Raw genomic sequence first — 25,744 nt, 5'->3', positions numbered from 1 at the left:
GGGGCCTCCTTCGGGGCCTCCGCTACGCTTCGGCACCTCAGGATGAGGGGCGGGTGGGACACGGCGGCGGAACAGGCGGACACGAGAGGGACGGGACCGAACCTTGACCAACCCAGACGCCTTCCACGACCAGGACGACCGCGCCCGCCACGAGCGGATCAAGGCGCCGCGCCCCTACCGCTTCGGCGCCCAGCGCACGATCGAGGGGCTGCCCGGGATCCTGCCCGATCCGGTGAAGGCCTATCTCGACGTCCTGCCGGAGGGCCGCGTCGTCGGCTTCCCGCTGGCGCCGCTCGACCGCACCGGCATCCCGGTCTGGTTCGTGGCCCTCTTCCTCGACGACCCGTTCTTCGTGGGCGCGATGCCGTCGGGCATCGGCTACGGCGCCACCGACGACGAGGCGCTGATCGGCGCCGTCGCGGAGATCGCCGAGAACCTGATGCCCTCCCTGGCGGTCCTGCCCCGGGCGAAGGAGCGGGCGAGCTACAACGATCTCGCGCGCGTCTACGGCGCCCCATCCGTCGCCGACCCGCTGACGCTCTGCCTGCCCGCCGGCTCCCCCGTCGGCCGCGACACGGTGCTGGAATGGACGCCGAGCATCCGCCACGCCACCGGGGCGATCGTGCTGATGCCGCTCGACATCGCGGCGACCGATTATTTCGAGCTGTCGGAAGGCTACAAGCCCTTCACCAACCTGATCACCAACGGCCTCGGCGCCGGGCCCGACGTGCCCTTCGCCCTCGGCCATGGTGTCCTGGAGCTGCTGCAGCGGGACGGCAACGGCCTGCTGTTCCGGGCGCTGGACCAGGGCGTGATGCTCGACCTCGACGGCATCGGCCCGGAGAACGCCGCCATGCTGGCCCGGCTGAAGGAGCTGGGGATCCGCGCGCTTCCGAAATTCGCCACCGACCAGTTCGGCCTCACCAACCTCTACGTCGTCGGCTACGACGAGGATCCGGCGCGCACGCCGGCGCCGATCGCCCTTTCGGCCTGCGGCGAGGCCTGCGATCCGGACCGCGAACGGGCGCTGCGCAAGGCGCTGCTGGAGTTCCAGGCCGCGCGGGTGCGCAAGACCTTCGGCCACGGCCCCCTCGACATGGCCGCGACCGTGACCCCTCCGGGCTACGTCGACGCCTTCATCCAGAAGGCGCTGCCCAGCCTGGACCTCGAGGAGAGCCGCGCCCTCCAGGCGATGCTCGAATGGATCGAGATGCCCGCGGCCGACATGCGCGGCGTGCTGGCCGACACCGTGTACTCGGAGCGGAGCACCAAGCGCTTCGCGGAGCTGCCCTCCACACCGGCCGCCGACGGCCATGCCCGGGGCAGGATCGCCTGCGACCGGCTCACCGAAGCCGGGTTCGACGTGCTCTACGTCGACTGTACGCCGCCCGGCGGCGGTGTCGGCGTCGTCAAGGCGATCGTGCCGGGGCTCGAAGTCGAGACCATGAGCTACTACCGGATCGGCGAGCGCAACACGCGGAAGCTCCTCGACCGCGACCATCCGCTGATCACGTTCGGCACCGCGAGCGAGACGCTGCGCCCGGTACGCCTCACGCCGGAAGCCCTGGAGCGGTTCGGCGGCCAGCCGCTGTTCGACGTCGCTCTGGCCGAAACGATCGTGGGCCGTCACTATCCGCTCTACCGCGAGCCGGAATCGCATCACGCGCCGTTCCGCCTCGCAGAGCGGAAGGGGAGGGCGGCGTGACGCTCCGGTTCGCCTACAACACCAACGGCGCGGCCAACCACCGCCTCGACGACGCGATCCACCTGATCAAGGCTGCGGGCTACGACGGCGTGGCGCTCACCCTCGACATCCACCACCTCGACCCGTTCTCCGAGACCTGGGCCGCGGAGGCCGGACGGGTGGCGAGCCTGCTCGAGAAGCTGGAGCTGACCTGCGTCATCGAGACGGGCGCCCGCTTCCTCCTCGACCCGAGCGCCAAGCACGAGCCGACGCTGGTGACGGCCGACGCCGCCGGCCGCGCCCGCCGGGTCGGCTTCCTGAAGCGGGCGATCGAGATCGGCGCGATGCTCTCCGCCGAGGCGGTCTCGTTCTGGGCCGGCGTGCCGAAGCCCGGCGTCGATCATGGGGAAGCCCGCCGCTGGCTGACAGACGGCCTGCACGAGGTCGCGGCCTTCGCCGCGGATGCCGGCGTCGTGCCGTGCCTGGAGCCCGAGCCCGGCATGCTGATCGAGACGCTCGACGATTATGCGGCCCTGACCGTGCTGGGGCTGAAGCTCGCCCTCGACACAGGCCACTGCCTGGTCACCGGCGAGCGGGAGCCGGCGGCGGCCGTGCGGGAGTTCGCCGACCGGATCGGCACCGTGGCGATCGAGGACATGAAGCGCGGCAGCCACATCCACCTGCCCTTCGGCGAGGGCGACATGGACGTGCCGGGCGTGCTGGAGGCGCTGGAGGAGGTCGGTTTCGGCAAGCTGATCTGCGTCGAGCTGTCCCGTGAGAGCCACCGGGCCGACGTGATGATCCCGCAGGCGCTCGACTACCTCCGCGGTTGTCGGCGGGCCGGGCCGGTGCTGGCCGGCGGGCAGGAGACGCGGCGGCAATGGCAGTGAGGGCGAATGCGAGTCTCTCCTCCCCCTTGTGGGGAGGAGCCGGAGGCGGGGGTGGTGCAGGAGGTACCGCGGCGATCCGACCTGAACCACCCCCACCCCTACCCCTCCCCGCAAGGGGAGGGGACACCGTCCAGACAGCACCCCGAACTGCTTGCACTGATGAGAATCCTCTTCCTCAGCCGCCGCTACTTCCCGGCGATCTCCGGCATGAGCGTCTACGCGCAGAACCTGCTGCGCGAGCTGGTCGGAGCCGGCCACGACGTGACGATGATCTCGCAGTATCGCGGCGACGCCTTCGGCACCCGGGTCTATGGCGGCGGGCCGCCGCCGCCCGTGCCGGGCGTGCGGGTGATCGGCCTGGAGCAACTCGGCGAGCAGACCTCGGGCGACTTCGAGCGCGACATCGCCACGATGGTGGACGCCATCTGCCGGGAGCATGCCCAGCATCCCTTCGACGTCCTTCACGCGCAGTACGGCTACCCCACCGGCTGGGCGGTGCTGCTCGCCGCGCGCAGGCTCGGGGTGCCGAGCGTCGTCTCGATCCAGGGCGGCGACGGCCACTGGGTCGGTTCCTGCTGCGAGACGCACCGGGTCGCCATGTGCACAGTGCTGGCTCACGCCAACGCGCTCCTCATCGGCGGCGCCTCCTTCGTGGACGAGGTCTGCGGGCGGCTGGGATCGGATCCGGCCCGCTTCACCATCGTGCCCGGGGCGGTCGATACCGACCGGTTCGCACAAGGCACGCCCGATGGGCTGCCGGTGCCCCATGCCGGGCCGGTGCGGCTGTTCTATCACGGCCGCGTCGACCGCCGGAAAGGCGTGCTCGACTTCATCAACGCCCTGGCGATCCTGCGCCAGCAGGGCACGCCCTTCGCGGCCACCGTCTCGGGGATCGGGCCGGATGTGGACCCGGCCCAGGCTCTGGCCGCGGATCTCGGGTTCTCCGAGCGTGAGATCGCCTTCACGGGCTACGCCGAGTACGGCTCCGTGCCCGACCTCTATCGCCGGGCCGACGTGTTCGTCTCGCCGACCTACGCGGAGGGGTTCTCCAATACGATCCTGGAGGCGCTGGCGGCCGGGCTCGCCACGGTCTCCTGCCACGCGGTCGGCGTGTCCGACTGCCTGCGCGATGGGGAGAACGGCCTGCTGGTCGATCCCGGCGACGTGCCGGCGCTGGCTGCCGCCCTCACGCGGATCATCACCGATGCGGAGCTGCGCCGTCGCATCGCCGCGGCCGGGCTGGAGGAGTGCCGGCGCGTCTATTCCTGGCACGCGGTCGGGCGGCAGATCATGGAGGTGTATGCCCGGGTGCGCCACGAGAAGCCGGCCACCGACTTCGCGCCGGACCTGCCCGACGATCCCAGCTGCCGGTTCCGCGCCGAGCCGCATCTGCTCTGAGGCCATTCCTCACTCGGGATGTCCCATCCTGTGCCCTCATCCTGAGATGCCCGCGCCCGCGGGCCTCGAAGGAGCCCTCCAGAGGCCGCTGCGATCCCTGGAGCCCTCCTTCGAGGCCCGCGCTGCGCTCCGGCACCTCCGGATGAGGTTCAGGGTTGAACCCATCGAAACCACAGCACCCTGAACCATGCCCACCGCGCTCGCCCTGTCACCCCATCTCGACGACGCCGCCTTCTCCTGCGGCGGCCTCCTGGCGAGCCTCGCCGCGGACGGCTGGCACGTGGTCATGGCGACGCTGTTCACCGGCAGCGTCCCCGACCCGACGGGCTTCGCGCTGGCCTGCCAGCTCGACAAGGGGCTGCCGGCGGAGGTCGACTACATGGCCCTGCGCCGGGAGGAGGACGTCGGGGCCGCCGCCGCGCTCGGCATCGCGCCGCCCGTCCACCTGCCGTTCCGCGAGGCGCCGCACCGGGGCTACGGCGCGGCGCCGGAACTCTTCTCCGACACCCGCGCCGACGACGGGATCGCGGCCGACCTCGCGCCGGCCATCGCGGACCTGATCGCCGCCGAGCGTCCGGACCTGATCCTCGCCCCGCAGGCGATCGGCGGACATGTCGACCATGTCCAGGCGGTCCGGGCGCTGCGCGGTCTCGCGGTCGAGGCACCGGTCCTGTGGTGGCGCGACTTCCCCTATACGGTGCGCGAGGCCACGCCGAAGGAGCCCCTCGCCGGCCTGTTCGCCGCCCTTCCCGAGCCGCTGATGCGCCTCGATCCGGACGCGCAGGCCCGCAAGCGGGCGTCCTGCGCGGCCTATGCCAGCCAGATCGGCTTCCAGTTCGGCGGGCCGGCAGGCCTCGAGGCCCGGCTCGCCCGGGAGGAAGGCGCCGAGCGCTTCCGCCTGTCCGGCCACCTCGGTGCCGCCATCCCCGGCCTCGATGTCGGCTGAGCCGCAGGCCCCGAAATCGCTCGCCGATCCGGACGCTCTCGCGGCCCGCCGGGCGATGGTCGGGGCGCCGCACATCGCGCCGATCCGGGCCCTTGGCGCGCGGATCTCGGCGGAGCGCGCTGCTCCCGTGCCCGCACCCGACCCGCTGGACGGTGGCGTCGCGGCGCGGATGCTCCTCCTCCTTGAGACGCCTGGCCCGGCGGTGTTGCGTACCGGCTTCGTCACCCGCGACAGCGCGAACGGCACCGCCGCGAACCTGTTCCGCTTTCTCGCCGAGGCTCGAATCGCCCGGGCCGACACGCTGATCTGGAACGCCGTGCCCTGGCTCATCCACGCGGCGGGCGCCCTCAACCGCGCGCCCCGCCGCGCCGAGGTCGCGGCCGGCGCGCTCTACCTGGCCCCGCTCCTCGACCTGTTGCCGCGCCTCGCCGTGGCTGTTCTGGCCGGCCGCTTCGCCGGCGAAGCGGCGCCGACCCTCGCGGCTCTGCGCCCCGACCTGCCGGTGATCCGGGTTCCCCATCCGAGCCCGACCTACGTCTGCACCTCGCCGGAGGTGCCCGCCCGGATCCGGCGCGGCCTCGCGGAGGCGGCTGAGATCCTCGATCGCGAGACCGCCTGAGGATAGAAAGGCCGTCACGGCCCTGCCTTCCCTGGCCTTGCGCGCTGGTTCGGCCTACATGCGGGGCAACGGGCCGCGGTCCGGGAGATTCCGGCACGGGCTGACGGCCTTCGGCCGGGCCGCGCAGCCGGAAGGGCGGACGCCGAACGGCATGAATTTTCAGGGACAGCACCGGAGCGCGGCCGAGAAGGCCGAGCCGGTCCAGCACGACCCCGCGGGCTCGAAGGGGAAGAGCCGACGCAGCCGCTACGCCTGGATCGGCACGGCCGCCAGCATCGTGCTGGTCGCGGTCTCGCTCGGCGTGCTGTGGAAGCTCGTCCAGAGCGTGAGCTGGGCGGAGGTGCGCACCGCCATCGCGGCCGCGACGGGCGAGCAGCTCGGCCTCGCCTTCCTGTTCGTCGCGATCAGCTACCTGTTCCTCACGGGCTACGACGCGCTGGCCCTGCGCCAGCTCAAGATCAAGGTCCCCTACCGGATCACCGCGCTCGCCTCGTTCACCAGCTACGCGGTGAGCTTCACCCTGGGCTTCCCGCTGCTCACCGCCGGCACGATCCGCTACTGGATCTACGCCCGCCAGGGCCTCTCGACGGCCAAGATCGCGGCGCTGACGGTGATCGCCGGCTTCACCTTCTGGCTCGGCATGGGCGTGGTCCTGGGTCTCAGCCTGATCATCGAGGCGGGCCAGCTCGCGGGGCTCGCCTTCACGTCGATCCGGATCAACCAGGGCGTGGGTCTCGCGGCGCTCGCCCTGGTGCTGGGCTACCTCGCCTGGGTCTCGGCCAAGAAGCGCAGCATCACCGTGAAGCAGTGGCGGCTTGAGCTGCCCGGGGCCTCGGTCTCGATCGGCCAGATGATCGTCGGGATCGGCGACGTCTGCGCGGCGGCAGCCGTGCTCTACGTCCTGCTGCCGCAGGAGACGACGCTGGGCTTCACCACCTTCCTGGCGATCTACGTGCTCGCCGCCATGCTGGGCATCGCGTCGAACGCGCCGGGCGGGATCGGCGTGTTCGAGGCGACGGTGCTGCTCGCCCTGTCGAGCCTGCCGCGCAACGAGGTGCTGACCTCTCTGCTCCTGTTCCGGGGCTGCTACTACGTCGTGCCGTTCGTGACCGCCCTGGCGATGCTCGGCCTCTATGAGATCGTCAAGCGCGCGGGCGGCGCACGGGATTCCGGCCCCCCGGAGGGTACTGCGGGCCCGTCCGGCCGGGCGTGGCGCGACGAGTCCGAGCCGCGCTGACCCGATTGCCGCGCCTGCCATGCCCGGCCGTCTGCGCACCTCTCCTGCCTGGACCGGCGCCGCGATCGGCACGGGCCTGCTCGCGCTGGCGCTTGCCGTCGCCGGTCGCCTCGATCTGCCGCTGATCCTGATCGGGCTGGGTGCAGTCTGCGTGGGCGGCTGGCTCGGGGGACGCGGCCCCGAAGCCCCGGTGCCGCGACCGGCCGCCACCGCGCACCGGCACGCGGTGGCGGAGGCGCTGCTCGCACACGTGCCCGACCCGGTGATCCTCGTGGATCGTCGGACCCTGGTGGTCGAGGCCAACCCCGCTGCCCGCGCGCTGCTGCCCGCCCTGCACCAGGCCCGACCCCTGTCCTTCGCCCTCCGCGATCCGGAGGTTCTCGACGGCGTCGAGGCGGTCCTGAGTTCCGGCATGCCCCGACGCGTCGCTCTCGCGACCCGGATCCCGTTGGAGCGGACCTTCGAGGTGCAGATCGGAGCCCTGCCGATGCCCGACGGATCCGGCGTCAGCGCGCTGCTGTTCCTGCGGGACCTCACCTCGGCCCGGCGCCTGGAGGCGATGCGGGTCGACTTCGTCGCCAACGCCAGCCACGAGCTGCGCACGCCGTTGGCCACCCTGATCGGCTTCATCGAGACCCTGCAGGGGCCCGCCCGCGAGGATGCGCAGGCGCGTGAGCGCTTCCTGGAGATCATGCGGGTCCAGGCGCTGCGGATGACGCGCCTCATCGACGATCTGCTGTCGCTCTCGCGCATCGAGCTGCGGGAGCACGTAGCCCCCACCCTGATGGTCGATCTCGGGGCGCTCGCGCGCCAGATGGTCGACGCCCAGGGGCCGTTGGCCGAGTCCCGGGGCGCCACGATCCGGTTGGACGACGGGGCGGGGCCCTACGGGGTGCCGGGCGACGCCGACGAACTCGCCCGGGTCATCGAGAACCTGATCGAGAACGGCGTGAAGTACGGCGGCGGCCGGATCGGCGTCGGGCTCGCACGCGAAGACGATCCCCGGCTCGGTCGCCGGATCGTCCTGTCGGTGACCGACGACGGACCGGGGATCCCGCCCGAGCACATCCCGCGGCTGACGGAGCGCTTCTACCGGATCGACGTGGTCTCGAGCCGCGCGCGCGGCGGCACCGGGCTCGGGCTCGCCATCGTCAAGCACAGCCTGAACCGTCATCGCGGTCGCCTCACCATCGAGAGCACGATGGGGCAGGGGACGACGGTGCGGGTCAGCCTGCCGGAATATGGGGCCACCGCCGCGCCGCCACTGGTGGCCGATCAGTCGTAGGGGCCGATCCCGAGCCCGGATTCGACGCGCCCGATCCAGGCGCGGACGGCCGGGTAGGCCGCGAGATCGAAGCCGCCCTCGTGCGCCATGCGGGTGTAGGCGACGAGGGCGACATCGGCGAGTGTCAGCGCATCGCCCGCCATGAAGGTGGACCGTCCGAGGGTGCCCTCCATCAGGCGCAGGGCGTCCGCGCCGCGCTCGGCGAGCTTCGGATCCAGATCCGCCGGAGATCGCCTCAGGTAGTGGAGTTGATAGCGGCGGACCGCGATGTACGGCTCGTGGCTGTACTGTTCCCAGAACATCCATTGCAGCATGCGGGCGCGGTCGAACGGTGCCTGCGGGATGAGGTGCGAGCCGTCCGCAAGATGGACGATGATCGCGTTCGACTCCGACAGGATCGCGCCGTCGGGGAAGACCACGATCGGCACGCGCCCGGCCGGGTTCAGCGCCAGGAACGCGGGCGTGCGCGTCCCCCACCCGGCACGTCCACGTCGTGCCAGGTCGCCGGGATACCGAGATGGGCCGCGACCCACTTGACCTTGAGGCAGTTCCCGGAGCCCGGATCGCCGTAGATCGTCAGGGGTTCGGTCATCCGAGTCCTCTTCGGCCCGACGGTCGAGGAGCTTGGCCGGACCGGGGCGATTCGACAACCGTTGCGGCGGAGCCTGCAGGGCTGCGAACTCAGGTTGGCGAGACCTGGCTCCGCCTCAGAGAGACAACCCCGTCATCCCGGGCTCGCCTGCGGTGCCCCGGGATGACGTATTGGTTGTCACACGGCAACTACCACACGGATTAGTTGCAAATCGTCAGCCCGTGTTCGCGGCCCTCGCGCAGCCTAGCTGTCCCCGAGGCGGCGCCCACTGGCGCGCCGTGTGCGCGGTGCGAGGGCTGGCGCGATGTTCAGGCTCGGTCCCGGCCGGTTGCCGCGAAGCGGCACGCCACCTGGAACCCTGCCGGGAACGCGGCGCATCGGGCACCCCTTGACCTTCCCATGATGGGAACCCCCATCTCTCGGGGCATGGGACCCTCGAACGGAACCGCCGCCATGCCGGACCCTGTCACCTTGACCCTTCCCGTGGAGGGCATGTCCTGCGCCTCGTGCGTGGGTCGCGTCGAGCGCGCTCTCCGGTCGCTCCCCGGTGTCCGGGACGTGGCGGTGAATCTCGCCACGCACCGGGCCAGCCTCGTTCTGGGAGGGGCCGCGCGCCCGGCCGACGCCGCGGCCGCGCTGGCGGAGGTCGGCTATCCGGTTCCCGAGACGGAGACTCTTCTGGCGATCGAGGGGATGTCCTGCGCGAGCTGCGTCGGCCGAGTCGAGCGCGTGCTCGCCGCCGTACCCGGTGTCACCGGTGCCAGCGTCAACCTCGCCGCCAGACGGGCCACGATCCGCCACCCTGAGGGCGTGGTATCGACGGACGATCTCGTCGCGGCCGTCGCGGCGGCGGGCTACGAGGCCCGATCCCTGGAGGCGGCCGATCCGGCCGATCCGGCGGCGCGCCAGGACCAAGAGGGTCGCGCCCTGCGTCGCGACCTGATCGCGGCGGCGTTGCTCTCGACCCCGGTGGTGGTCCTCGACATGGGCGGGCATGTCCTGGGACGCCTGCACGGCGGATCTGCGACGGCGGTGGTCCAGGCCGTCCTGGCCACCCTGGTCCTCGCAGGGCCGGGCCGGCGCTTCTTCCTGCGCGGCGTGCCGGGCCTGCTGCGCGGCCACCCGGACATGAACGCCCTCGTCGCCCTCGGTGCCGGCGCGGCCTACCTCTATTCCCTGGTCTCGACGCTGGCGCCCGCACTGCTGCCGGCGGACGCGGCGCATCTCTACTTCGAGGCCAGCGTGCTGATCGTCACGCTGATCCTGCTCGGCCGGACCCTCGAGGCCCGGGCGCGGGGCAGGACCGGACAGGCGATCGCCCGGCTGATGGACCTCGCCCCCAAGACCGCCCGGGTGCTCCGCGGCGACGCGGAGGCGCAGGTGCCCCTCGCCGGGCTCCGGATCGGCGACCTGGTCCGGGTGCGGCCGGGGGAGCGCGTGGCCGCCGACGGCGTGGTGGTCTCCGGCACGGGCCACGTCGACGAGAGCATGGTCACGGGCGAGCCGGTGCCGGTGCACAAGGGGCCGGGGGACCGGATGGTCGGCGGCACCCTCAACGGTCGCGGCAGCCTCGACCTGCGGGTCGATGCGGTCGGCAGCGCCACCGTGCTCGCCCAGATCGCCGCGATGGTCGAGCGCGCCCAGGGCGGCAAGCTGCCGATCCAGGCACTGGTCGATCGGGTCACCGGGCGCTTCGTGCCGGTCGTGATCGGCATCGCCGGGGTGACCTTCCTGGCGTGGCTCGTCCTCGCGCCGGCGCCCGCCCTCGGCACGGCGCTGGTCAACGCGGTGGCCGTCCTGATCATCGCCTGCCCCTGCGCCATGGGTCTGGCGACGCCGACTGCCATCATGGTCGGCACCGGGCGCGCGGCGGGACGCGGCGTGCTGTTCCGCGACGGTGCGGCGTTGCAGCGCCTGCGCGACGTGCGCGTCGTGGCCCTCGACAAGACCGGCACGCTCACCGAGGGCCGTCCCCGCGTCACCGACATCGTCACGGCCAGGGGCGTCCCGGAGGAAGACGCCCTGGCGCTGGCCGCCGGCCTGGAGAGCCGCTCCGAGCATCCTCTGGCGGGCGCGGTGGTTGCAGCGGCGCGTGACCGCGGCCTCCGGGCGCCCGAGGCGGACGGCTTCGAGGCGCTGGAGGGTTTCGGCGTCACCGGCTGGGTGGCGGGCCGGGCGGTGGCCCTCGGCGCGCCGCGCTATCTCGACCGGCTCGGCATCGCGGCGGATCCCGACCTCGCCGCCCGCGCCGAGCGACTGGCCGGCGAAGGCCGGACCCCGATCCACCTCGCCCTTGATGGCCGCCACGCGGCCGTCCTGGCCCTGGCCGATCCCGTGAAGGCGGGCGCCCGGGAGGCGGTGGCGTCGCTCAAGGCGCGCGGTCTCGCCGTCGCGATGGTCACGGGTGACGACCCCCGCACCGCGGCCAGCGTCGCCCGGAGCCTCGGCATCGACGACGTGGCCGCCGGGGTGCTGCCCGGCGGGAAGGTCGAGGCGGTCCAGCGGTTCCGGGCGGCGCACGGGCCCGTGGCCTTCGTGGGCGACGGCATCAACGACGCGCCCGCGCTCGCCGAGGCCGATGTCGGCCTCGCCATCGGGACCGGAACCGACATCGCGGTGGACAGCGCGGACGTGGTGCTGATGTCCGGGAGCCTCGACTCCCTGGTCGAGGCGCTGGCGCTGTCGCGCGCGGTCATGGCCAATATCCGCCAGAACCTGTTCTGGGCCTTCGCCTATAACGCCGCGCTGATCCCGGTGGCGGCAGGCGTGCTGGTACCCTTCGGCGGACCGACGCTGTCACCGATCCTGGCCGCGGGGGCGATGGCGTTCTCCAGCGTCTTCGTCCTGGGCAACGCCCTGCGGCTGCGGCGGGCAGGCGGCGGGTCCCCACCCCCAAAGGCTGCCGCGCTGAAGCCGAGGCCGGCATGAGCGCGGTCGTCCTCACCATCGGCGAGGCGGCGCGCCGCACCGGCGTCTCGGCCAAGATGATCCGCTGGTATGAGACGACCGGCCTGCTGCCCCCGGCCAGACGCTCCGAAGCCGGCTACCGGCATTACGGCGAGGCCGACCTTCACACGCTGCGCTTCATTCGACGCGCCCGCGACCTCGGCTTCAGCGTGGACGCGATCGCGGACCTCCTGGCGCTCTGGCACGATCGCGCCCGACCGAGCGCCGGCGTCAAGGCGATCGCCCGGGAGCAGATCGCGGATCTGCGCCGCCGCATCACCGAGCTTGAGGGGATGGCGCGGACCCTGGAGCGCCTGGCGGAGGCCTGCTGCGGCGACGACCGGCCCGACTGCCCGATCCTGGACGACCTCGCCGCGCCGGACAGGCCGCTGCAGCCGCGTCGCCGCCCGGCACGCGGACTGTCGGAACGGGGACGGCGCGCTTCCTGATCCGGGCCACACTGCTGAGTGGCGACAGGGCTCCGTTGCGGCCGTTGACGGCGGCTCTGGCCCCAGCTTTGCTGGTCCGGCCGACCCCGAAGGCCACGAGAGCCCCGACCCGATGCCCGTCCTCGAACGGATTTGCGACTTTGCCGACACGATGCAGGCGTGGCGGCACGATCTGCACGCTCATCCCGAGCTACTGTACGACGTCGAGCGAACCGCCGGCTTCGTGGCGGACAGGCTGCGGTCCTTCGGATGCGACGAGGTGGTGACCGGAATCGGTCGCACCGGCGTGGTGGGCGTGATCCGCGGCAAGGGCCGGGCGTCCAACCGTGCCATCGGCCTGCGCGCCGACATGGACGCCCTGCCGATCCAGGAAGTCCGCGATCTGCCCTACCGCTCCACCGTGCCGGGGCGGATGCACGCCTGCGGTCACGACGGGCACACGACGATGCTGCTCGGCGCCGCCAGGTACCTCGCCGAGACCCGGGACTTCGACGGCGCCGCCGTGCTGATCTTCCAGCCCGCCGAGGAAGGTGGAGGCGGCGGCGAGGCGATGGTCGAGGACGGGCTGATGGAACGGTTCGGGGTCGAATCGGTCTACGGGATGCACAACATTCCCGGCATGCCGGTCGGCACCTTCGCGATCCGGCCAGGGCCGATCATGGCCTCCACCGACCGCTTCACGCTCACCGTCGAGGGACGGGGCGGCCACGCGGCCCTGCCGCAGAACGCCGTCGACAGCGTGCTGGTCGCGAGCCACGTGATCATCGCCCTGCAGAGCATCGTGTCCCGCAACCTCGACCCGCTGCAATCGGCCGTGGTCTCGGTCTGCGCCCTCGAAGCCGGGGAAGCCTTCAACGTGCTGCCGCAGACCGTGACCCTAAGGGGCACCGTGCGCACCCTGTCGCAGGCGGTGCGCGCCGAGATCCGGGGACGGATCGCGGCGCTGGTGTCGGAGATCGCCGCGGGCTTCGGCGCCACCGGCGTCACCGAATTCGGCGGCAGCTACCCGGTCACCGAGAACCACCCCGCGGAGACCGCGTTCATGGCGGAGGTCGCCGAGGCCCTGGTCGGTGGGGAGAACGTCGATCGGGACGTGGCGCCCATGATGACCGCCGAGGACTTCTCCTACATGCTGGACCGCCGCCCCGGCGCCTACATGTTCATCGGCAACGGCGACAGTGCCTCGCTCCATCACCCGCATTACGACTTCAACGACGCCGCGACGCCGTACGGGGCCTCCCTGTGGGCTCGCCTGATCGAGACGGGGCTGCCGCTCACCGCCTGAGCGCGCCGACCCTCGCGCAGGCCGTCCCGGTCTGGCTGCTGGTGGCGGCCCTGTCGTTCGGCGGCCCGGCCGGCCAGATCGCCGTGATGCACCGCATCCTCGTGGAGGAGCGGCGCTGGATCTCCGAGCGGCGCTTCCTGCACGGGCTCGGCTTCTGCACGCTGCTGCCCGGGCCGGAGGCGCAGCAGCTCGCGACCTATATCGGCTGGCTGATGCACGGACCGGCCGGCGGCCTCGTGGCGGGCGGGCTGTTCGTCCTGCCGGGGCTGCTGGCCCTCATGGCCCTGAGCTGGCTCTACGTGCTGTACGGCCACGTCGACGCGGTCGCCGGGCTGTTCTTCGGGCTGAAGGCGGCGGTGCTGGCGATCGTGCTGCACGCCCTCTGGCGCCTCGGCGGTCGCGCCCTGCGCGACCGGACCGACCGGCTTGTGGCCCTCGCGGCCTTCGTGGCGATCTTCGCCCTCGGCGTGCCGTTCCCGCTCGTGGTGGTCGCGGCCGGCATCGTCGGTCTCGCCCGCGGCCGGCGGCCGGCCGTCGAGACCGCGGACGGCCCAGAGGAGGAGGCGGGCGTGCTCATCGGCGAGGCAGCGCTGCCGCGCGAGCGCGTCCGCGCCGCGGCCTCGCTGCGGACGGCCGTCCTATGGTTCGCGATCTGGCTCGTGCCGGTGGCGGCGCTCTTCGTGCTGCCGGGCGTGCCGCCGGTCTTCGGGCAGGCGGCCCTGTTCTTCTCCAAGATGGCGCTCGTCACCTTCGGCGGAGCCTACGCGGCGCTCGCCTACGTGGCCCAGCAGGCGGTGGAGCATTACGGCTGGCTGAAACCGGGCGAGATGCTCGACGGGCTCGGCCTCGCCGAGACCACCCCCGGCCCGCTGATCATGGTACTCCAGTTCGTGGGTTTCCTGGCGGGATTTCGCGCACCCGGATCCCTGCCGCCGCTGGTGGCCGGGACGCTGGCGGGGCTCATCACCACCTGGGTCACCTTCGTGCCCTGCTTCCTGTGGATCTTCGCCGGTGCACCCCTGATCGGGCGCCTGCGCGGCAGCCGACGGCTCGCGGGCGCGCTCTCGGCGATCACCGCGGCAGTGGCCGGCGTGATCCTCAACCTCGCGGTCTGGTTCGGCTTGCGGACGCTGTTCGCACAGGTGGAGACGGTGCCGGTCGGGCCGCTGCGCCTCGACCTGCCGGTGCCGGCAAGCCTTGATCCGGCCGCGCTGGTTCTGACGGCGGCAGCCATCCTGGCGGTGTTCCGGTTCGGGCTCGGAACGCTGCAGACCCTGGCGCTCTGCGCCGGGGCGGGGATGCTCCTGCGGCAGGCGGGCTGGAGCTGATCGGCCTCGTCATCGCACCCCGTCCTCCCGGGGCCGCGGAGCGGAGCCCGGGATCCAGAGCCCCCGAGGCCTCCGGTCTTGCGCCGACGGCGTCTCTGGGTTCCGGGCTTGCCTTCGGCGCCCCGGAACGACGGGGTGATACGGATCGCGGGCGGGCACAGGGACGGCTCGACCAATGTCGGCGCGTTCAATGGACGCGCAGCCCGGATCAGCCCCCGTAGCGCGCCTTCAGCAACGCGTAGGTCAGCCGCGCGGTCTGGACCTCGCCGCCCTCCGGACGGCCCGGCTTGGTCGACGGGTTCCAGCCGTACAGATCGAAATGGCCGTGGGCCTTCGTCTTCGGGACGAAGCGGCGCAGAAACAGGGCCGCGGTGATCGCCCCGGCGAATGGGCCGCCCGAGACGTTGTTGAGATCGGCTACCTTCGAGTCGAGCAGGCTCGCGTAGGGCGCGTGCAGGGGCATCCGCCAGACCGGGTCGATAGCCCGGTGCCCGGCCTCCGCCACCGCGCCGGCGAGGGCCTCGTCCTCAGTGAAGAAGGCCGGCAGGTCCGGCCCGAGGGCCACCCGCGCCGCGCCCGTCAGCGTCGAGTAGTCGAGGATCAGCTCCGGGCTGTCCGCGTCCGCGAGAGCCAGGGCGTCGGCCAGGATCAGGCGCCCCTCCGCGTCGGTGTTGCCGATCTCGACGCTGAGCCCGGCCCGGCTCGGAAGCACGTCGCCCGGGCGGAAGGCGTTGCCGGAAACCGCGTTCTCCACCGCGGGGATCAGGACGCGCAGACGCAGATGCAGACCCGCCCCCATGACCATGTCGGCAGCCGCCAGCGCTGCGGCGGCGCCGCCCATGTCCTTCTTCATGAGCAGCATCGCGGCGGACGGCTTGATGTCGAGGCCGCCCGTGTCGAAGGCGACACCCTTGCCCACCAGGGTCACCCGCGGCGCTTCCGCCGGGCCCCAGGTCATGTCGATCAGCCGCGGCGCCCGCGGCGAGGCGGCGCCGACCGCCTCGATCAGCGGAAACTCCGCCGCCAGAGCGTCGCCCTGCGTGACGGTGATGGCCGCGCCGTGGCGCGCGGAGAGCGCCCGGGCAGCGGCCTCGATCTCGGCGGGCCCCATGTCGTTCGCCGGTGTGTTGACGAGGTCGCGACCTAGCGCGACGGCGGCGGCGATCCGCGCCACCTCGGCGGCGTCGATGCCCGCCGGTGTCGCGAGCCGCGCCTTGCCGCCGCCGGCCGATCGATAGCGGCCGAAGCGATAGCTACCCATCAGCCATGCGAGGGTGGCCTCGGCGGGATCGGGCGCATTTTCGAGGCGGAAGCTGCCCTCGGGTAGAAGACCCGGCAGCTTGCCGACGAGCAGCCGGTCGTAGGCGGCGCCGTCGGGATCGCCGAGGCCGAAGAGGACCCGGCCGAGGCCTCCATCCGGGCCGGGCAACAGGGCGAGGCTGCCGGCCTTCGGCTTGAAGCCGAGGGCGCGTGCGAAGCTGCGCTGAGTGGGATCCAGGCCGGCCTCGACCTCCGTCCAGGACGCCGCTGTCACCAGGGTCACCGGCACGGCCTGCGCCTCCTCGGGCAGCAAGGCGGTCGGGGTCTCCGGAGGATCGGGCTGCGTCATGGGCCTCTCGTGCGCCGGTCGGGCCGGCGGCTTAACCGGTGATTAGGGTTAACGCTCTATCACCGCCCGGCGGGAAGCGTGAAGCGCGCGCCTGCCGGTCCTGCCCGCGGAGCCTACCATGATGACGGCCCTGACCCGTGTCGCCACCACGTCGGCCCCCGCGGGGCGCCGCGCCGGTTTCGCCGCCGCGCTGGTGATCGCGCTCGGCCTCGCCGGCTGCAACACCCGCTCGCCCGAGACCACCGGCTCGATCGGCGACCTCAGCGCCAAGTCGTCCCCGTCCCGCAAGGATCTCGAGGCGCTGGCCGAGCGCTACAATGCCAATCCCGGAGACGCCCGGGCGGCGATGGCCTATGCCCGCGTGCTCCGGGCCACCGATCAGACGAGCCAGGCGAGCGCGGTCCTTCAGCAGGCCGCCCTGCGGAACCCGCGTGACACGGTGATCCTGGGCGCCTACGGCAAGTCCCTGGTCGAGGTCGGCCGCTTCCGAGAGGCGATCGACGTGCTCGCCAACGCCCATTCCCCGGCCGCTCCGGATTGGCGCGTCCTCTCGGCGCAGGGCTCAGCGTCGGCTCAGCTCGGCGAGCAGACCCGCGCCCAGGGCTTCTACGAGGCCGCCCTGAAGATCCGGCCGAACGAGCCCTCGCTCCTGTCGAACCTCGGCCTGTCCTACGCCCTGTCGCGCAACCTCGATCAGGCCGAGCAGACCCTGCGCCTCGCCGCCGACCAGCCCGGCGCTGACGCCCGGGTGCGGGCGAATCTCGCCCTCGTGCTCGGCCTCAAGGGCCGTTTCGCCGACGCCGAAACGGTCCTGCGCCGCGACATGAGCCCGGAGGAGGCCGCGGCCAACGTCGCCTCCCTGCGTAAGCTCGCTGCCCAGCCGGACCGGTTCAAGGCGCTGTCCGGCAAGGCTGTGCCTGGGCAGGGGTGACGGTTCCGCGGGCTTCTCCCCACAGAGTGAGGAAGGCGAAACGCGGCAGCCGCTTGCGCTGAGTCTTCAACGAGGTTTCGTGAAGAGCGCTGCCCACGACAGCCAGAGGGCGGATGCCCCGATCCGCCGCCGCCCCTCCGACAGGAAAACGCACCTGTCATCACGACCCGGTAGCGGCCAGATTCGAAAAGTTCTATATCCCTCCCTGGCTGCGCCGCGCGGCATCACGGGCGTCCAAATCGCCCCCGCGCATCGTCCTGCCCGGGCACTCCCGGGGCGGCGCGCGCCCGTCGGGCGCTACACAGGCCGAACACAGACTTCGTAGCGCAGGTCTTGCCTGCGCGTGTTCGACAACCCGCAGCGAGGATAGAACCAGCCGTGCCCTCACTCGACAGCTTCAAGGCCCGCCAGACGCTCGAAGCCGGCGGCAAGACCTACACCTACTATTCCATTCCCGCGGCCGAGAAGTACGGCCTCGCCTCGGCGGCTTCGCTGCCCTTCTCGATGAAGGTGCTGCTCGAGAACCTGCTGCGCTACGAGGACGACCGCTCGGTCAAGAAGGCCGATATCGAGGCTGCCGTCGGCTGGCTCGACCAGAAGGGCAAGGCCGAGGTCGAGATCGCGTTTCGCCCGTCGCGCGTGCTGATGCAGGACTTCACCGGCGTCCCGGCGGTGGTCGACCTCGCGGCCATGCGCGACGCCATGGTGGCGCTCGGCGGCGATCCGCAGAAGATCAACCCGCTGGTGCCGGTTGACCTCGTCATCGATCACTCGGTGATCGTCGACGAGTTCGGCACCCCGAAGGCGCTGGCCGACAACGTCGCCCTGGAATACGAGCGCAACGGCGAGCGCTACACCTTCCTGAAGTGGGGGCAGTCGGCCTTCGACAACTTCTCGGTGGTGCCCCCGGGCACCGGCATCTGCCATCAGGTGAATCTGGAATACCTGTCGCAGACCGTCTGGACGAAGTCCGAGAACGGCTCCGACGTGGCCTACCCGGATTCGCTGGTCGGTACCGATTCGCACACCACCATGGTCAACGGCATGGCGGTGCTGGGCTGGGGCGTCGGCGGAATCGAGGCCGAGGCGGCCATGCTCGGCCAGCCGCTCTCGATGCTGATCCCCGAGGTCGTGGGCTTCAAGCTGTCGGGCAAGCTGCCCGAGGGCACCACCGCCACCGACCTCGTGCTCACCGTCACCCAGATGCTGCGCAAGAAGGGCGTGGTCGGCAAGTTCGTGGAGTTCTACGGCCCCGGCCTCGACGACATGGCGGTCGCCGACCGGGCCACCATCTCCAATATGGCGCCTGAATACGGCGCGACCTGCGGCTTCTTCCCGGTCGACCAGAAGACCATCGACTTCCTGAAGGTCACCGGCCGCGCCGACGACCGGATCGCCCTGGTCGAGGCCTACGCGAAGGCGCAGGGCATGTGGCGCGATGCCAGCACGCCCGACCCGGTCTTCACCGACACGCTGGAGCTCGACATGGGCGAGGTCCGACCCTCGCTCGCGGGCCCGAAGCGCCCGCAGGACCGGGTGCTCCTCGACGGCGCCAAGGTGGGCTTCGCCGCCTCCATGGAGTCCGAGTTCAAGAAAGCCGCCGACATCGCCCGCCGCTACCCCGTCGAGGGCACCAACTTCGACATCGGGCACGGTGACGTGGTGATCGCCGCGATCACGAGCTGCACCAACACGTCGAACCCCTCGGTGATGATCGGCGCGGGGCTTCTCGCCCGCAACGCCGTCGCCAAGGGCCTGCGCTCCAAGCCGTGGGTGAAGACCTCCCTGGCCCCCGGATCGCAGGTGGTCGGCGAGTACCTGGAGAAGTCCGGCCTGCAGGAACCGCTCGACGCGCTCGGCTTCAACCTCGTGGGCTTCGGCTGCACCACCTGCATCGGCAATTCCGGCCCGCTGCCGGAGGCGATCTCGAAGGCGATCAACGACAACGACGTCGTCGCGGCGGCGGTGCTCTCGGGCAACCGCAACTTCGAGGGCCGCGTGAACCCCGACGTGCGGGCGAACTACCTCGCCTCGCCGCCGCTGGTCGTCGCCTACGCGCTCGCCGGCTCCCTCCAGATCGACATCACCACGGAGCCGCTGGGCCAGGGCTCGGACGGCAAGCCCGTCTACCTGAAGGACATCTGGCCGTCCTCGGCCGAGGTTCAGCAGTTCATTGAGGAGAACATCACCTCCGCGCTGTTCAAGTCTCGCTACGCGGACGTGTTCGGCGGCGACCAGAACTGGAAGGACGTCGAGGTCACCGAGGCCGAGACCTTCGCGTGGAACCCGGGCTCCACCTACGTGCAGAACCCGCCCTACTTCGTCGGCATGGAGAAGACCCCGAAGCCGGTGGAGGACATCGCGGAGGCCCGGATCCTCGGCCTGTTCCTCGACTCGATCACCACCGACCACATCTCGCCGGCGGGCAACATCCGCGCGGCGTCCCCGGCCGGCGCGTACCTGCAGTCGCATCAGGTGCGCGTGCAGGACTTCAACCAGTACGGCACCCGGCGCGGCAACCACGAGGTGATGATGCGGGGCACCTTCGCCAACATCCGCATCAAGAACCAGATGGTCCGCGACCCCTCGGGCAACGTCGTCGAGGGCGGCTGGACGCTGTTCCAGCCCTCGGGCGAGAAGATGTTCATCTACGACGCGGCGCAGAGATACGCCGCGGAAGGAACGCCGCTCGTCGTCTTCGCCGGCAAGGAGTACGGCACCGGCTCGTCGCGCGACTGGGCGGCCAAGGGCACGAAGCTGCTCGGGATCCGCGCGGTCATCGCCGAGAGCTTCGAGCGCATCCACCGCTCGAACCTCGTCGGCATGGGCGTGGTGCCGCTGGTGTTCCAGGGCGACACGAGCTGGGAGTCGCTGGGCCTCAAGGGTGACGAGACCGTCACCATCCAGGGGCTGGCCGGCGAGTTGAAGCCGCGCCAGACGCTGATCGCGCAGATCAAGTCCGCCGACGGCTCGGTGAAGGAGGTCCCGCTGACCTGCCGCATCGATACGCTCGACGAGCTGGAATACTTCCGCAACGGCGGCATCCTGCCCTACGTGCTGCGCTCGCTCGCGGCCTGAGTTTCCCTGATAGGGCGGTCATCGGACTGCCCGCAGCAATCCATGAGGCGGCGCCCACCCGGCGCCGCCTTATTTGTTTCACAGACCCCGGATTTCACTTGCGCGCAACCTTGTTCGGAGGGGCCAGCGCCCCATAACCCGGCTCCTGAAGCGAGCACGGGACTTTCGATGAAGCACCTCAGCAAGACCCTCGTCGTCGCCGGCCTGTCAGCGTTGCTGTCGAGCGCGGCCTTCGCCGCCCAAGTCGAGCGCGTCCGCGGCACCATCGACAAGGCCGACGGCAGCACGCTCACGATCAAGACCGAGGACGGCAAGACCGAGACGGTGGATGTCGGCGGCGCAAAGTTCGCCTGGGTTGTTCCGTCGAGCCTCGACCAGATCAAGGACGGCGTGTTCATCGGCACCGCCACCAAGGGCGAGAACCCGATGACCGCCCTGGAGGTAGTCCTGTTTCCCGAGTCGATGCGCGGCACCGGCGAGGGCCATTACGGCTGGGATTCGATCACCGACCAGACCGCAGGCGCCGGCGCCAAGGTGAAGAGTTCCATGACCAACGGCACCGTGAAGGCCGAGAGCTCCGGCGCACCCAAGGTGAAGAGTTCGATGACCAACGGCACCGTGAAGGCCGACAAGGCGGCGTCCGGCGGCGAGCGCACCCTGACGGTGAGCTACGGAAAGGACGGCTCCAAGGAGATCGTGGTGCCCTCTTCGGCACCGATCGTCGCCTTCGAGCCCGCCGACAAGGCGATCCTTAGCCCCGGCTCCAAGGTCTTCGCGGTGGTCGCCAAGGACGGCGCGAAGGCCGAGGGCAAGCTCGTCGCGGTCGGCAAGGACGGCCTGACTCCACCGATGTGAGGCAGCACGGCGTCGCCGTCGCCGATGCGTCTGAGTGGACGACGGCCGCCGCGAGCCAGGTGCTCGGGGCGGCCTCGGAACTGTCGAGCCGGTCCCGCCGCCTCAGATCCGAGGTGGTCCGTCTTCCCGTCGATGTGCGGGCGGCCTGACCGGCCCGCCCGCCGGTGGACGCCGCCGCTTGGCGGCCTCCCGCAAACCCCCGATCAGCCCTTCAGCGCGACCGTGTAGTCCGCCTCGGTCTTCGCGCGAACCTCGTCCTCGGAGACGCCGTCGGCGAGCTCGATCAGGCGCATGCCGCCGTCGCCCTTCTTGTCGATCTCGAAGACGCCGAGATCGGTGATCACGAGGTCGACCACGTGGGTCCCGGTCAGCGGCAGATCGCAGGCCTTCAGCAGCTTCGGGCTCTCGGTGCCGTCCTTGTTCTTGGCGACGTGCTCCATCACCACGACCACGCGCTTTACCCCCGCCACGAGGTCCATGGCGCCGCCCATCCCCTTCACCATCTTGCCGGGGATCATCCAGTTCGCGAGGTCGCCGTTGCCGGCCACCTGCATGGCGCCGAGGATCGACAGGTTGATGTGCCCGCCGCGGATCATCCCGAAGGAATCCGCCGACGAGAAGTAGCTCGTCGTCGGCAGCGCGGTGATGGTCTGCTTGCCGGCGTTGATCAGGTCGGGATCCTCCTCGCCCTCGTAGGGGAAAGGGCCCATGCCCAGCATGCCGTTCTCCGACTGGAGCTGCACCGACATGCCGTCGGGGATGTAGTTCGACACCAGCGTCGGGATGCCGATGCCGAGATTCACGTAGAAGCCGTCCTCCAGCTCCTTGGCGGCGCGCGCCGCCATCTGCTCGCGGGTCCAGGCCATCGTTCTCGCTCCCTTCCCGACCGTCAGTGGGTGCCGCCGCCGGCCGCAGCGGCCGGGGTGTTGTCGCCGCGCTTGCGGGTCGTGCGCTGCTCGATGCGCTTGTCGCGCTGCCCGACGTCGATGATGCGCTTCACGAAGATGCCCGGCGTGTGGATCGTGTCCGGATCGATCTCACCCGGCTTCACGAGGTGCTCCACCTGCGCCACCGTCATCCGGGCGGCCGTCGCCATCATCGGGTTGAAGTTGCGCGCGGTCATCCGGTAGCGCAGGTTCCCCTCGGTGTCGCCAGTATGGGCGTGGACGAGGGCGATGTCGGCGAACAGGCCGCGCTCCATCACGTACTGCTCGCCGTCGAACTCGCGGACCTCCTTGCCCTCGGCGACCTTGGTGCCAACGCCGGTCTTGGTGAAGAAGGCCGGGATGCCGGCGCCGCCGGCCCGGATCCGCTCGGCCAGCGTGCCCTGCGGGTTGAACTCGATCTCCAGCTCGCCGCCGAGATACTGGCGCGCGAATTCCTTGTTCTCGCCGACATAGGACGAGATCATCTTTCGCACCTGGCGGGTATCGAGGAGCTTGCCGAGGCCGACGCCGTCGATGCCGGCATTGTTCGAGACGACCGTGAGACCCTTGACGCCCGAAAGGCGCACCGCCTCGATCAGCTCGTCGGGAATGCCGCACAGGCCGAAGCCGCCACACATCACCATCATGTCGTCGCGCAGGAGGCCGGCCAGCGCAGCCGCGGCATCCGTGTAGACCTTCTTCATCGAACCGTCCTTCTCGCGCCGGGCCCGGCCGGCCGAAACTTTGGAAGCGCGTTTCCTCGCGCCTCCTGTTCCCGATTCCCCCGTCGAAATCCAGTGCCGGGCGTTGCGTCTCCGCGCGGTCTGCGACGATCCGTAACCCGCGCTCCCTGGGGAACAGGCCAGGGTCCCGCGTGCAGCCGGCAGACAAACCGCGCTGAGAGGGCTACAAGGCTCCGACGACGAGCAGAGCCTGCCGGGCCCGCGCCGGCTTGAGGGGGCCTGGCGCGGCACCCGGCTTCCGCCGCACCCGCGGCCCGTCCGGAGCATGATGTCGCTGCGCCGCCCGATCCTCATCCTCGCCCTCGGGAGCTTGGTCGTTGCCGGTTTCGGCCTGCGCGACTGGCCGGTGGATGGTGCCCGGGCGACGACCTTCGCCGACCGGGCCTTCGAGACATACGGCCTCTCCGTGCGCGTCGAGGGCGCCGCGAGCCTGACGCTGCTGCCCCTGCCGCGTCTCACCCTCAACCGCGTCCGCGTGGCGACCGCATCCGGCGGGCCGGCCCTGGCGGAGGACGGACGCCTCGTCCTCGACCTCGATCCCCTGAGCCTCCTTGCAGGGCGTGCGGCGGTTGGCGGGCTTCGCCTGGACGGCGCGCGCCTGTCGGCCGATGCCGACTGGCGCGCGCCCGTCTCGCGCCTCGCCGAGCAGGCCCGTGCCGGCGCGACGGTCCGGCCGCGTCGGCTCACCGTGAGCGGTGCCCGCCTGGCCGGCGGCGACGAGGCCAGGGACATTGACCTGGACCTTGCCTGGCCGTTCTGGAGCGCATCGGCGGAGGGCAGCGCGAGTCTGACGTGGCGGGGCGTGCCCACGCGGATCACCCTCGCCAATCTGCGGCCGGCCGAGCTCGTCCAGGGCCGGCGCAGCCCCTTCACCGCGGAGGTCACCTGGGCCGGCGGTAACCTGGCGGCAGAGGGCACGGTGGCGGCGCCCGGCGCGGGCACGGCGCTGCCGGTTCTCGCCGGCAAGGTGCGTGCCGAGACCCGGTCGCTGCCCGAATGCCTCGCCTGGATCGGACGGGACGTGCCGCTCTCGCCGCTTGCCGGCGCCTTCTCGATCGCCGGGCGGTTCGAGACGACGGATCGGGCAGTATCCTGGCCGAGCCTGCGGATCGGGCTCGGCCGGAACGTGTTGGAGGGTGCGGGTGCCGTCGCCCTGGGGCCGGGTGATGCGCCCCGCCTCTCGGTCCAGGCGACGCTGGCAGCCGAGTCGCTCGATCTCGCGCCGCTCGTCGGCGATCTACGGCAGGTCCTCGACCGCGAGCCCCGGCCATTGGCGCTGGGCCCATTCACCCGGGGCGATCTCGACCTTCGTCTATCAGCGGCCGAGGGGCGCGCGGGTCCGGTCCAGGTCCAGGATCTGGCGGCCAGCGTCCTCGTGCGGAATTCCGCCATCGAGGTGGCAGTCAACCGGGCCCGGATCCAGAACGGAACCTTCAAGGGTCGCGTGATCCTGGCGAGCGGGTCCGACCCGGCCGCGACCGAGATGCGCGCCCAGGGAAGCCTCGACCGCCTCGATCTCGGCAGCCTGCTGAACGACATCGGCGCGGCGCGCTGGCTGACAGGCCCCGCGCACGGTCAATTCGCGCTGGAAGCCAGCGCCCGTGACAGCGCCGCCCTCCTGGCACGTCTCGGCGGCCGGGCGAGCCTCGTCGTCGAGGGCGGGACGATCACGGGGCTCGACCTTGCCGATGTCATCCATCGCAACGGCGCCGTCGCCCCCGGGGCCCTCGCACGCCGCAACGGCCGGACGGCGTTCGAGCGCGCTGCCATTACCCTGCGCTTCGTCGACGGCATCGGCGAGATCGCCGAGGCGGGTTTGATCGGGCCCAGCGTCGGGGCGAGCCTGCACGGGCAGGTGTCGCTGCCCGAGCGCCGCGTGAGGGCCCGGGGCAGCCTCGCCCTGCGGCCCTCGAGCGACCCGCTGCGCGGCCTCGTGTTCGAGATCGCGGGCCCTCTGAGCGCGCCGACCGCCCAGACCGTTGCGCGGGGTGAGGCCGCCGAGCCGGCCGAGCGGGCGGGGGAGGCGCTGCTGACTGACGCCTTCAAGGAGCCCGCCGCCCTCGGAATTCCCGGAATGGCCCGCGCCTACGCCCCGTAAGCCCCGATGGCGCCCACGACGGCCAAGCTCTAAGATCCGGCACCGAACGCCCTTATGATCCCCATGCGCCGTCTGCTCATCGAGGAACCCGTAACACGCGCGGGGCCGCTGGCCCGGCGGCTCGCCGTGTTCTCCATCGTCGCCACCGGGATCGCTCTGGTGCTGGTCCGCGATCCGCGCGCCGATACCGACGCCGCGCTCACCGCCTTGGCGGCCGGTCTCGGCATCGCCCTCGCGGCGGCGCTGGCGGCTTTCTTTGCCTTCGTGCGGGTCTGGCGCGAGGGCGCGCGGGGCCTCGGGCCGGCCGTCGCCGGGCTGGTCCTGGCGCTCCTCGTCCTGGGCTATCCCGCCTTCCTGGGCCTGCGCAGCCTGCGGCTGCCCGCCCTGTCCGACATCAGCACCGACATCGACAATCCGCCCGCCTTCTCGCGCTCGCGGGCGGCCTTCGCGGCCCGCGGTGGCCGTTATCCGGCCGATCCCGGCCCGGCGCTTCGCGAGCGCCAGCGCGGCGCCTATCCGCAGATTGCCCCGCTGACCCTCGATATCGGTGCCGACGAGGCTTTTGAACTCGCCCGCAAGGCGGCCCTCAAGCGGAACTGGCAGATCGTCGAGGCGATCCGCCCCGGCGGGCGCACCGGCAACGGCCGGATCGAGGCGGTGGCGCGCGGCCTGATCCTGAACCTGCCCGACGACGTGACCGTCCGGATCCGCCCTCGCGCCGACGGAGCGCGGATCGACGTGCGGTCGGCCTCGCGGCTCGGCGGGCGCGACTTCGGCAGCAATGCCGACCGGATTCGCGCGTACCTCGACGACGTCGCCAACTTCGCCCTCGCGGTGAAGTGAGC

Annotated in this window: 19 protein-coding genes and 1 pseudogene; 16 read left to right on the top strand and 4 right to left on the bottom strand. The window is 71.6% G+C overall.

From position 1 onward, the window contains the following. Positions 1 to 103 precede the first annotated feature (103 nt). From MMSR116_RS03820 to MMSR116_RS03790, 7 genes are all read left to right on the top strand, one after another. Positions 104 to 1,705, top strand: coding sequence for a YcaO-like family protein (locus MMSR116_RS03820; RefSeq protein WP_010683653.1), 1,602 nt, complete (start codon positions 104 to 106; stop codon positions 1,703 to 1,705). Next, entirely contained in the window at positions 1,702 to 2,574 is an 873-nt protein-coding gene (locus MMSR116_RS03815) for a sugar phosphate isomerase/epimerase family protein (protein ID WP_010683654.1), read from the top strand. The genes MMSR116_RS03820 and MMSR116_RS03815 overlap by 4 nt, the downstream gene beginning before the upstream one ends. Positions 2,575 to 2,733: 159 nt before the next feature. After that, positions 2,734 to 3,972, top strand: a complete 1,239-nt coding sequence (locus MMSR116_RS03810; protein ID WP_010683655.1) for a glycosyltransferase family 4 protein — start codon at positions 2,734 to 2,736, stop codon at positions 3,970 to 3,972. Between the two features lie 187 nt (positions 3,973 to 4,159). Next, the gene (locus MMSR116_RS03805; protein ID WP_010683656.1) at positions 4,160 to 4,918 is read left to right on the top strand and encodes a PIG-L deacetylase family protein; all 759 of its coding nucleotides are present in this window, start codon (positions 4,160 to 4,162) and stop codon (positions 4,916 to 4,918) included. Further along, entirely contained in the window at positions 4,908 to 5,537 is a 630-nt protein-coding gene (locus MMSR116_RS03800) for a uracil-DNA glycosylase (protein WP_010683657.1), read from the top strand. Before MMSR116_RS03805 ends, MMSR116_RS03800 begins: the two co-directional genes overlap by 11 nt. 151 nt (positions 5,538 to 5,688) lie before the next feature. Continuing rightward, positions 5,689 to 6,774: a lysylphosphatidylglycerol synthase domain-containing protein gene (locus MMSR116_RS03795; protein ID WP_010683658.1), complete on the top strand. Its 1,086-nt coding sequence runs from the start codon at positions 5,689 to 5,691 to the stop codon at positions 6,772 to 6,774. Positions 6,775 to 6,793: 19 nt separating this feature from the next. Continuing rightward, entirely contained in the window at positions 6,794 to 8,059 is a 1,266-nt protein-coding gene (locus MMSR116_RS03790) for an ATP-binding protein (RefSeq protein WP_010683659.1), read from the top strand. Here MMSR116_RS03790 and MMSR116_RS03785 read toward each other — a convergent pair. Then, positions 8,050 to 8,651: pseudogene (locus MMSR116_RS03785) on the bottom strand (glutathione S-transferase family protein). The gene MMSR116_RS03790 and the pseudogene MMSR116_RS03785 sit on opposite strands and share 10 nt — an antisense overlap. Before the next feature lie 453 nt (positions 8,652 to 9,104). On the opposite strand from MMSR116_RS03785, the gene MMSR116_RS03780 reads away from it, so the two are divergent. The 4 genes from MMSR116_RS03780 (at position 9,105) to chrA (ending at position 14,659) form a co-directional block, all read left to right on the top strand. Continuing rightward, entirely contained in the window at positions 9,105 to 11,579 is a 2,475-nt protein-coding gene (locus MMSR116_RS03780) for a heavy metal translocating P-type ATPase (RefSeq protein ID WP_010683661.1), read from the top strand. Beyond that, the gene (gene cueR, locus MMSR116_RS03775) at positions 11,576 to 12,046 is read left to right on the top strand and encodes a Cu(I)-responsive transcriptional regulator (protein WP_010683662.1); all 471 of its coding nucleotides are present in this window, start codon (positions 11,576 to 11,578) and stop codon (positions 12,044 to 12,046) included. Before MMSR116_RS03780 ends, cueR begins: the two co-directional genes overlap by 4 nt. 112 nt (positions 12,047 to 12,158) lie before the next feature. Then, positions 12,159 to 13,331 carry a M20 aminoacylase family protein gene (locus MMSR116_RS03770; RefSeq protein WP_010683663.1) on the top strand — a complete coding sequence of 391 codons (1,173 nt, stop codon included), beginning with the start codon at positions 12,159 to 12,161 and terminating at the stop codon, positions 13,329 to 13,331. Then, positions 13,289 to 14,659, top strand: a complete 1,371-nt coding sequence (gene chrA / locus MMSR116_RS03765) for a chromate efflux transporter (RefSeq protein ID WP_039893091.1) — start codon at positions 13,289 to 13,291, stop codon at positions 14,657 to 14,659. Before MMSR116_RS03770 ends, chrA begins: the two co-directional genes overlap by 43 nt. 208 nt (positions 14,660 to 14,867) lie before the next feature. Here chrA and MMSR116_RS03760 read toward each other — a convergent pair whose 3' ends face one another. After that, entirely contained in the window at positions 14,868 to 16,268 is a 1,401-nt protein-coding gene (locus MMSR116_RS03760) for a leucyl aminopeptidase family protein (protein ID WP_010683665.1), read from the bottom strand. A 121-nt stretch (positions 16,269 to 16,389) separates the two neighbouring features. Here MMSR116_RS03760 and MMSR116_RS03755 point away from each other — a divergent pair, with 121 nt between their 5' ends. The 3 genes from MMSR116_RS03755 (at position 16,390) to MMSR116_RS03745 (ending at position 21,132) form a co-directional block, all read left to right on the top strand. After that, on the top strand, positions 16,390 to 17,199 hold the full coding sequence (locus tag MMSR116_RS03755; protein WP_010683666.1) for a CDC27 family protein: 810 nt from the start codon (positions 16,390 to 16,392) through the stop codon (positions 17,197 to 17,199). 378 nt (positions 17,200 to 17,577) lie between these two features. Next, positions 17,578 to 20,277 (top strand): aconitate hydratase AcnA, encoded by a 2,700-nt coding sequence (gene acnA / locus MMSR116_RS03750; protein ID WP_010683667.1) that lies wholly within the window; start codon positions 17,578 to 17,580, stop codon positions 20,275 to 20,277. A 168-nt stretch (positions 20,278 to 20,445) separates the two neighbouring features. Further along, the gene (locus tag MMSR116_RS03745; RefSeq protein ID WP_010683668.1) at positions 20,446 to 21,132 is read left to right on the top strand and encodes a hypothetical protein; all 687 of its coding nucleotides are present in this window, start codon (positions 20,446 to 20,448) and stop codon (positions 21,130 to 21,132) included. Between the two features lie 203 nt (positions 21,133 to 21,335). Here the strand turns inward: MMSR116_RS03745 and MMSR116_RS03740 are convergent, their stop codons facing one another. Both MMSR116_RS03740 and MMSR116_RS03735 read right to left on the bottom strand, forming a co-directional pair. Beyond that, on the bottom strand, positions 21,336 to 21,998 hold the full coding sequence (locus MMSR116_RS03740; RefSeq protein ID WP_010683669.1) for a 3-oxoacid CoA-transferase subunit B: 663 nt from the start codon (positions 21,996 to 21,998) through the stop codon (positions 21,336 to 21,338). A 23-nt stretch (positions 21,999 to 22,021) separates the two neighbouring features. Continuing rightward, positions 22,022 to 22,762 carry a CoA transferase subunit A gene (locus MMSR116_RS03735; protein WP_010683670.1) on the bottom strand — a complete coding sequence of 247 codons (741 nt, stop codon included), beginning with the start codon at positions 22,760 to 22,762 and terminating at the stop codon, positions 22,022 to 22,024. 307 nt (positions 22,763 to 23,069) lie between these two features. Between MMSR116_RS03735 and MMSR116_RS03730 the strand changes: the two genes are divergently transcribed. Next, positions 23,070 to 24,899, top strand: a complete 1,830-nt coding sequence (locus tag MMSR116_RS03730; RefSeq protein ID WP_010683671.1) for an AsmA family protein — start codon at positions 23,070 to 23,072, stop codon at positions 24,897 to 24,899. Positions 24,900 to 24,962: 63 nt separating this feature from the next. Continuing rightward, on the top strand, positions 24,963 to 25,742 hold the full coding sequence (locus MMSR116_RS03725; protein ID WP_010683672.1) for a DUF1499 domain-containing protein: 780 nt from the start codon (positions 24,963 to 24,965) through the stop codon (positions 25,740 to 25,742). The last annotated feature ends 2 nt before the right edge of the window (positions 25,743 to 25,744 follow it).

This window comes from Methylobacterium mesophilicum SR1.6/6, from assembly GCF_000364445.2.
Classification (GTDB): Bacteria; Pseudomonadota; Alphaproteobacteria; order Rhizobiales; family Beijerinckiaceae; genus Methylobacterium; species Methylobacterium mesophilicum_A.
The sequence above is the reverse complement of the archived record's forward strand: the minus strand, read 5'-3'. Positions and strand labels throughout refer to the sequence as shown.

Bases quoted from the DNA above. Each gene is read 5' to 3' on its own strand.
- MMSR116_RS03780 (WP_010683661.1), top strand. From the start codon at position 9,105: ATGCCGGACCCTGTCACCTTGACCCTTCCCGTGGAGGGCATGTCCTGC.
- MMSR116_RS03725 (WP_010683672.1), top strand. From the start codon at position 24,963: ATGCGCCGTCTGCTCATCGAGGAACCCGTAACACGCGCGGGGCCGCTG.
- cueR (WP_010683662.1), top strand. From the start codon at position 11,576: ATGAGCGCGGTCGTCCTCACCATCGGCGAGGCGGCGCGCCGCACCGGC.
- MMSR116_RS03745 (WP_010683668.1), top strand. From the start codon at position 20,446: ATGAAGCACCTCAGCAAGACCCTCGTCGTCGCCGGCCTGTCAGCGTTG.
- MMSR116_RS03735 (WP_010683670.1), bottom strand. From the start codon at position 22,762: ATGAAGAAGGTCTACACGGATGCCGCGGCTGCGCTGGCCGGCCTCCTG.
- MMSR116_RS03800 (WP_010683657.1), top strand. From the start codon at position 4,908: ATGTCGGCTGAGCCGCAGGCCCCGAAATCGCTCGCCGATCCGGACGCT.
- MMSR116_RS03770 (WP_010683663.1), top strand. From the start codon at position 12,159: ATGCCCGTCCTCGAACGGATTTGCGACTTTGCCGACACGATGCAGGCG.
- MMSR116_RS03810 (WP_010683655.1), top strand. From the start codon at position 2,734: ATGAGAATCCTCTTCCTCAGCCGCCGCTACTTCCCGGCGATCTCCGGC.
- MMSR116_RS03730 (WP_010683671.1), top strand. From the start codon at position 23,070: ATGTCGCTGCGCCGCCCGATCCTCATCCTCGCCCTCGGGAGCTTGGTC.
- MMSR116_RS03760 (WP_010683665.1), bottom strand. From the start codon at position 16,268: ATGACGCAGCCCGATCCTCCGGAGACCCCGACCGCCTTGCTGCCCGAG.
- MMSR116_RS03805 (WP_010683656.1), top strand. From the start codon at position 4,160: ATGCCCACCGCGCTCGCCCTGTCACCCCATCTCGACGACGCCGCCTTC.
- MMSR116_RS03740 (WP_010683669.1), bottom strand. From the start codon at position 21,998: ATGGCCTGGACCCGCGAGCAGATGGCGGCGCGCGCCGCCAAGGAGCTG.
- MMSR116_RS03795 (WP_010683658.1), top strand. From the start codon at position 5,689: ATGAATTTTCAGGGACAGCACCGGAGCGCGGCCGAGAAGGCCGAGCCG.
- MMSR116_RS03755 (WP_010683666.1), top strand. From the start codon at position 16,390: ATGACGGCCCTGACCCGTGTCGCCACCACGTCGGCCCCCGCGGGGCGC.
- MMSR116_RS03790 (WP_010683659.1), top strand. From the start codon at position 6,794: ATGCCCGGCCGTCTGCGCACCTCTCCTGCCTGGACCGGCGCCGCGATC.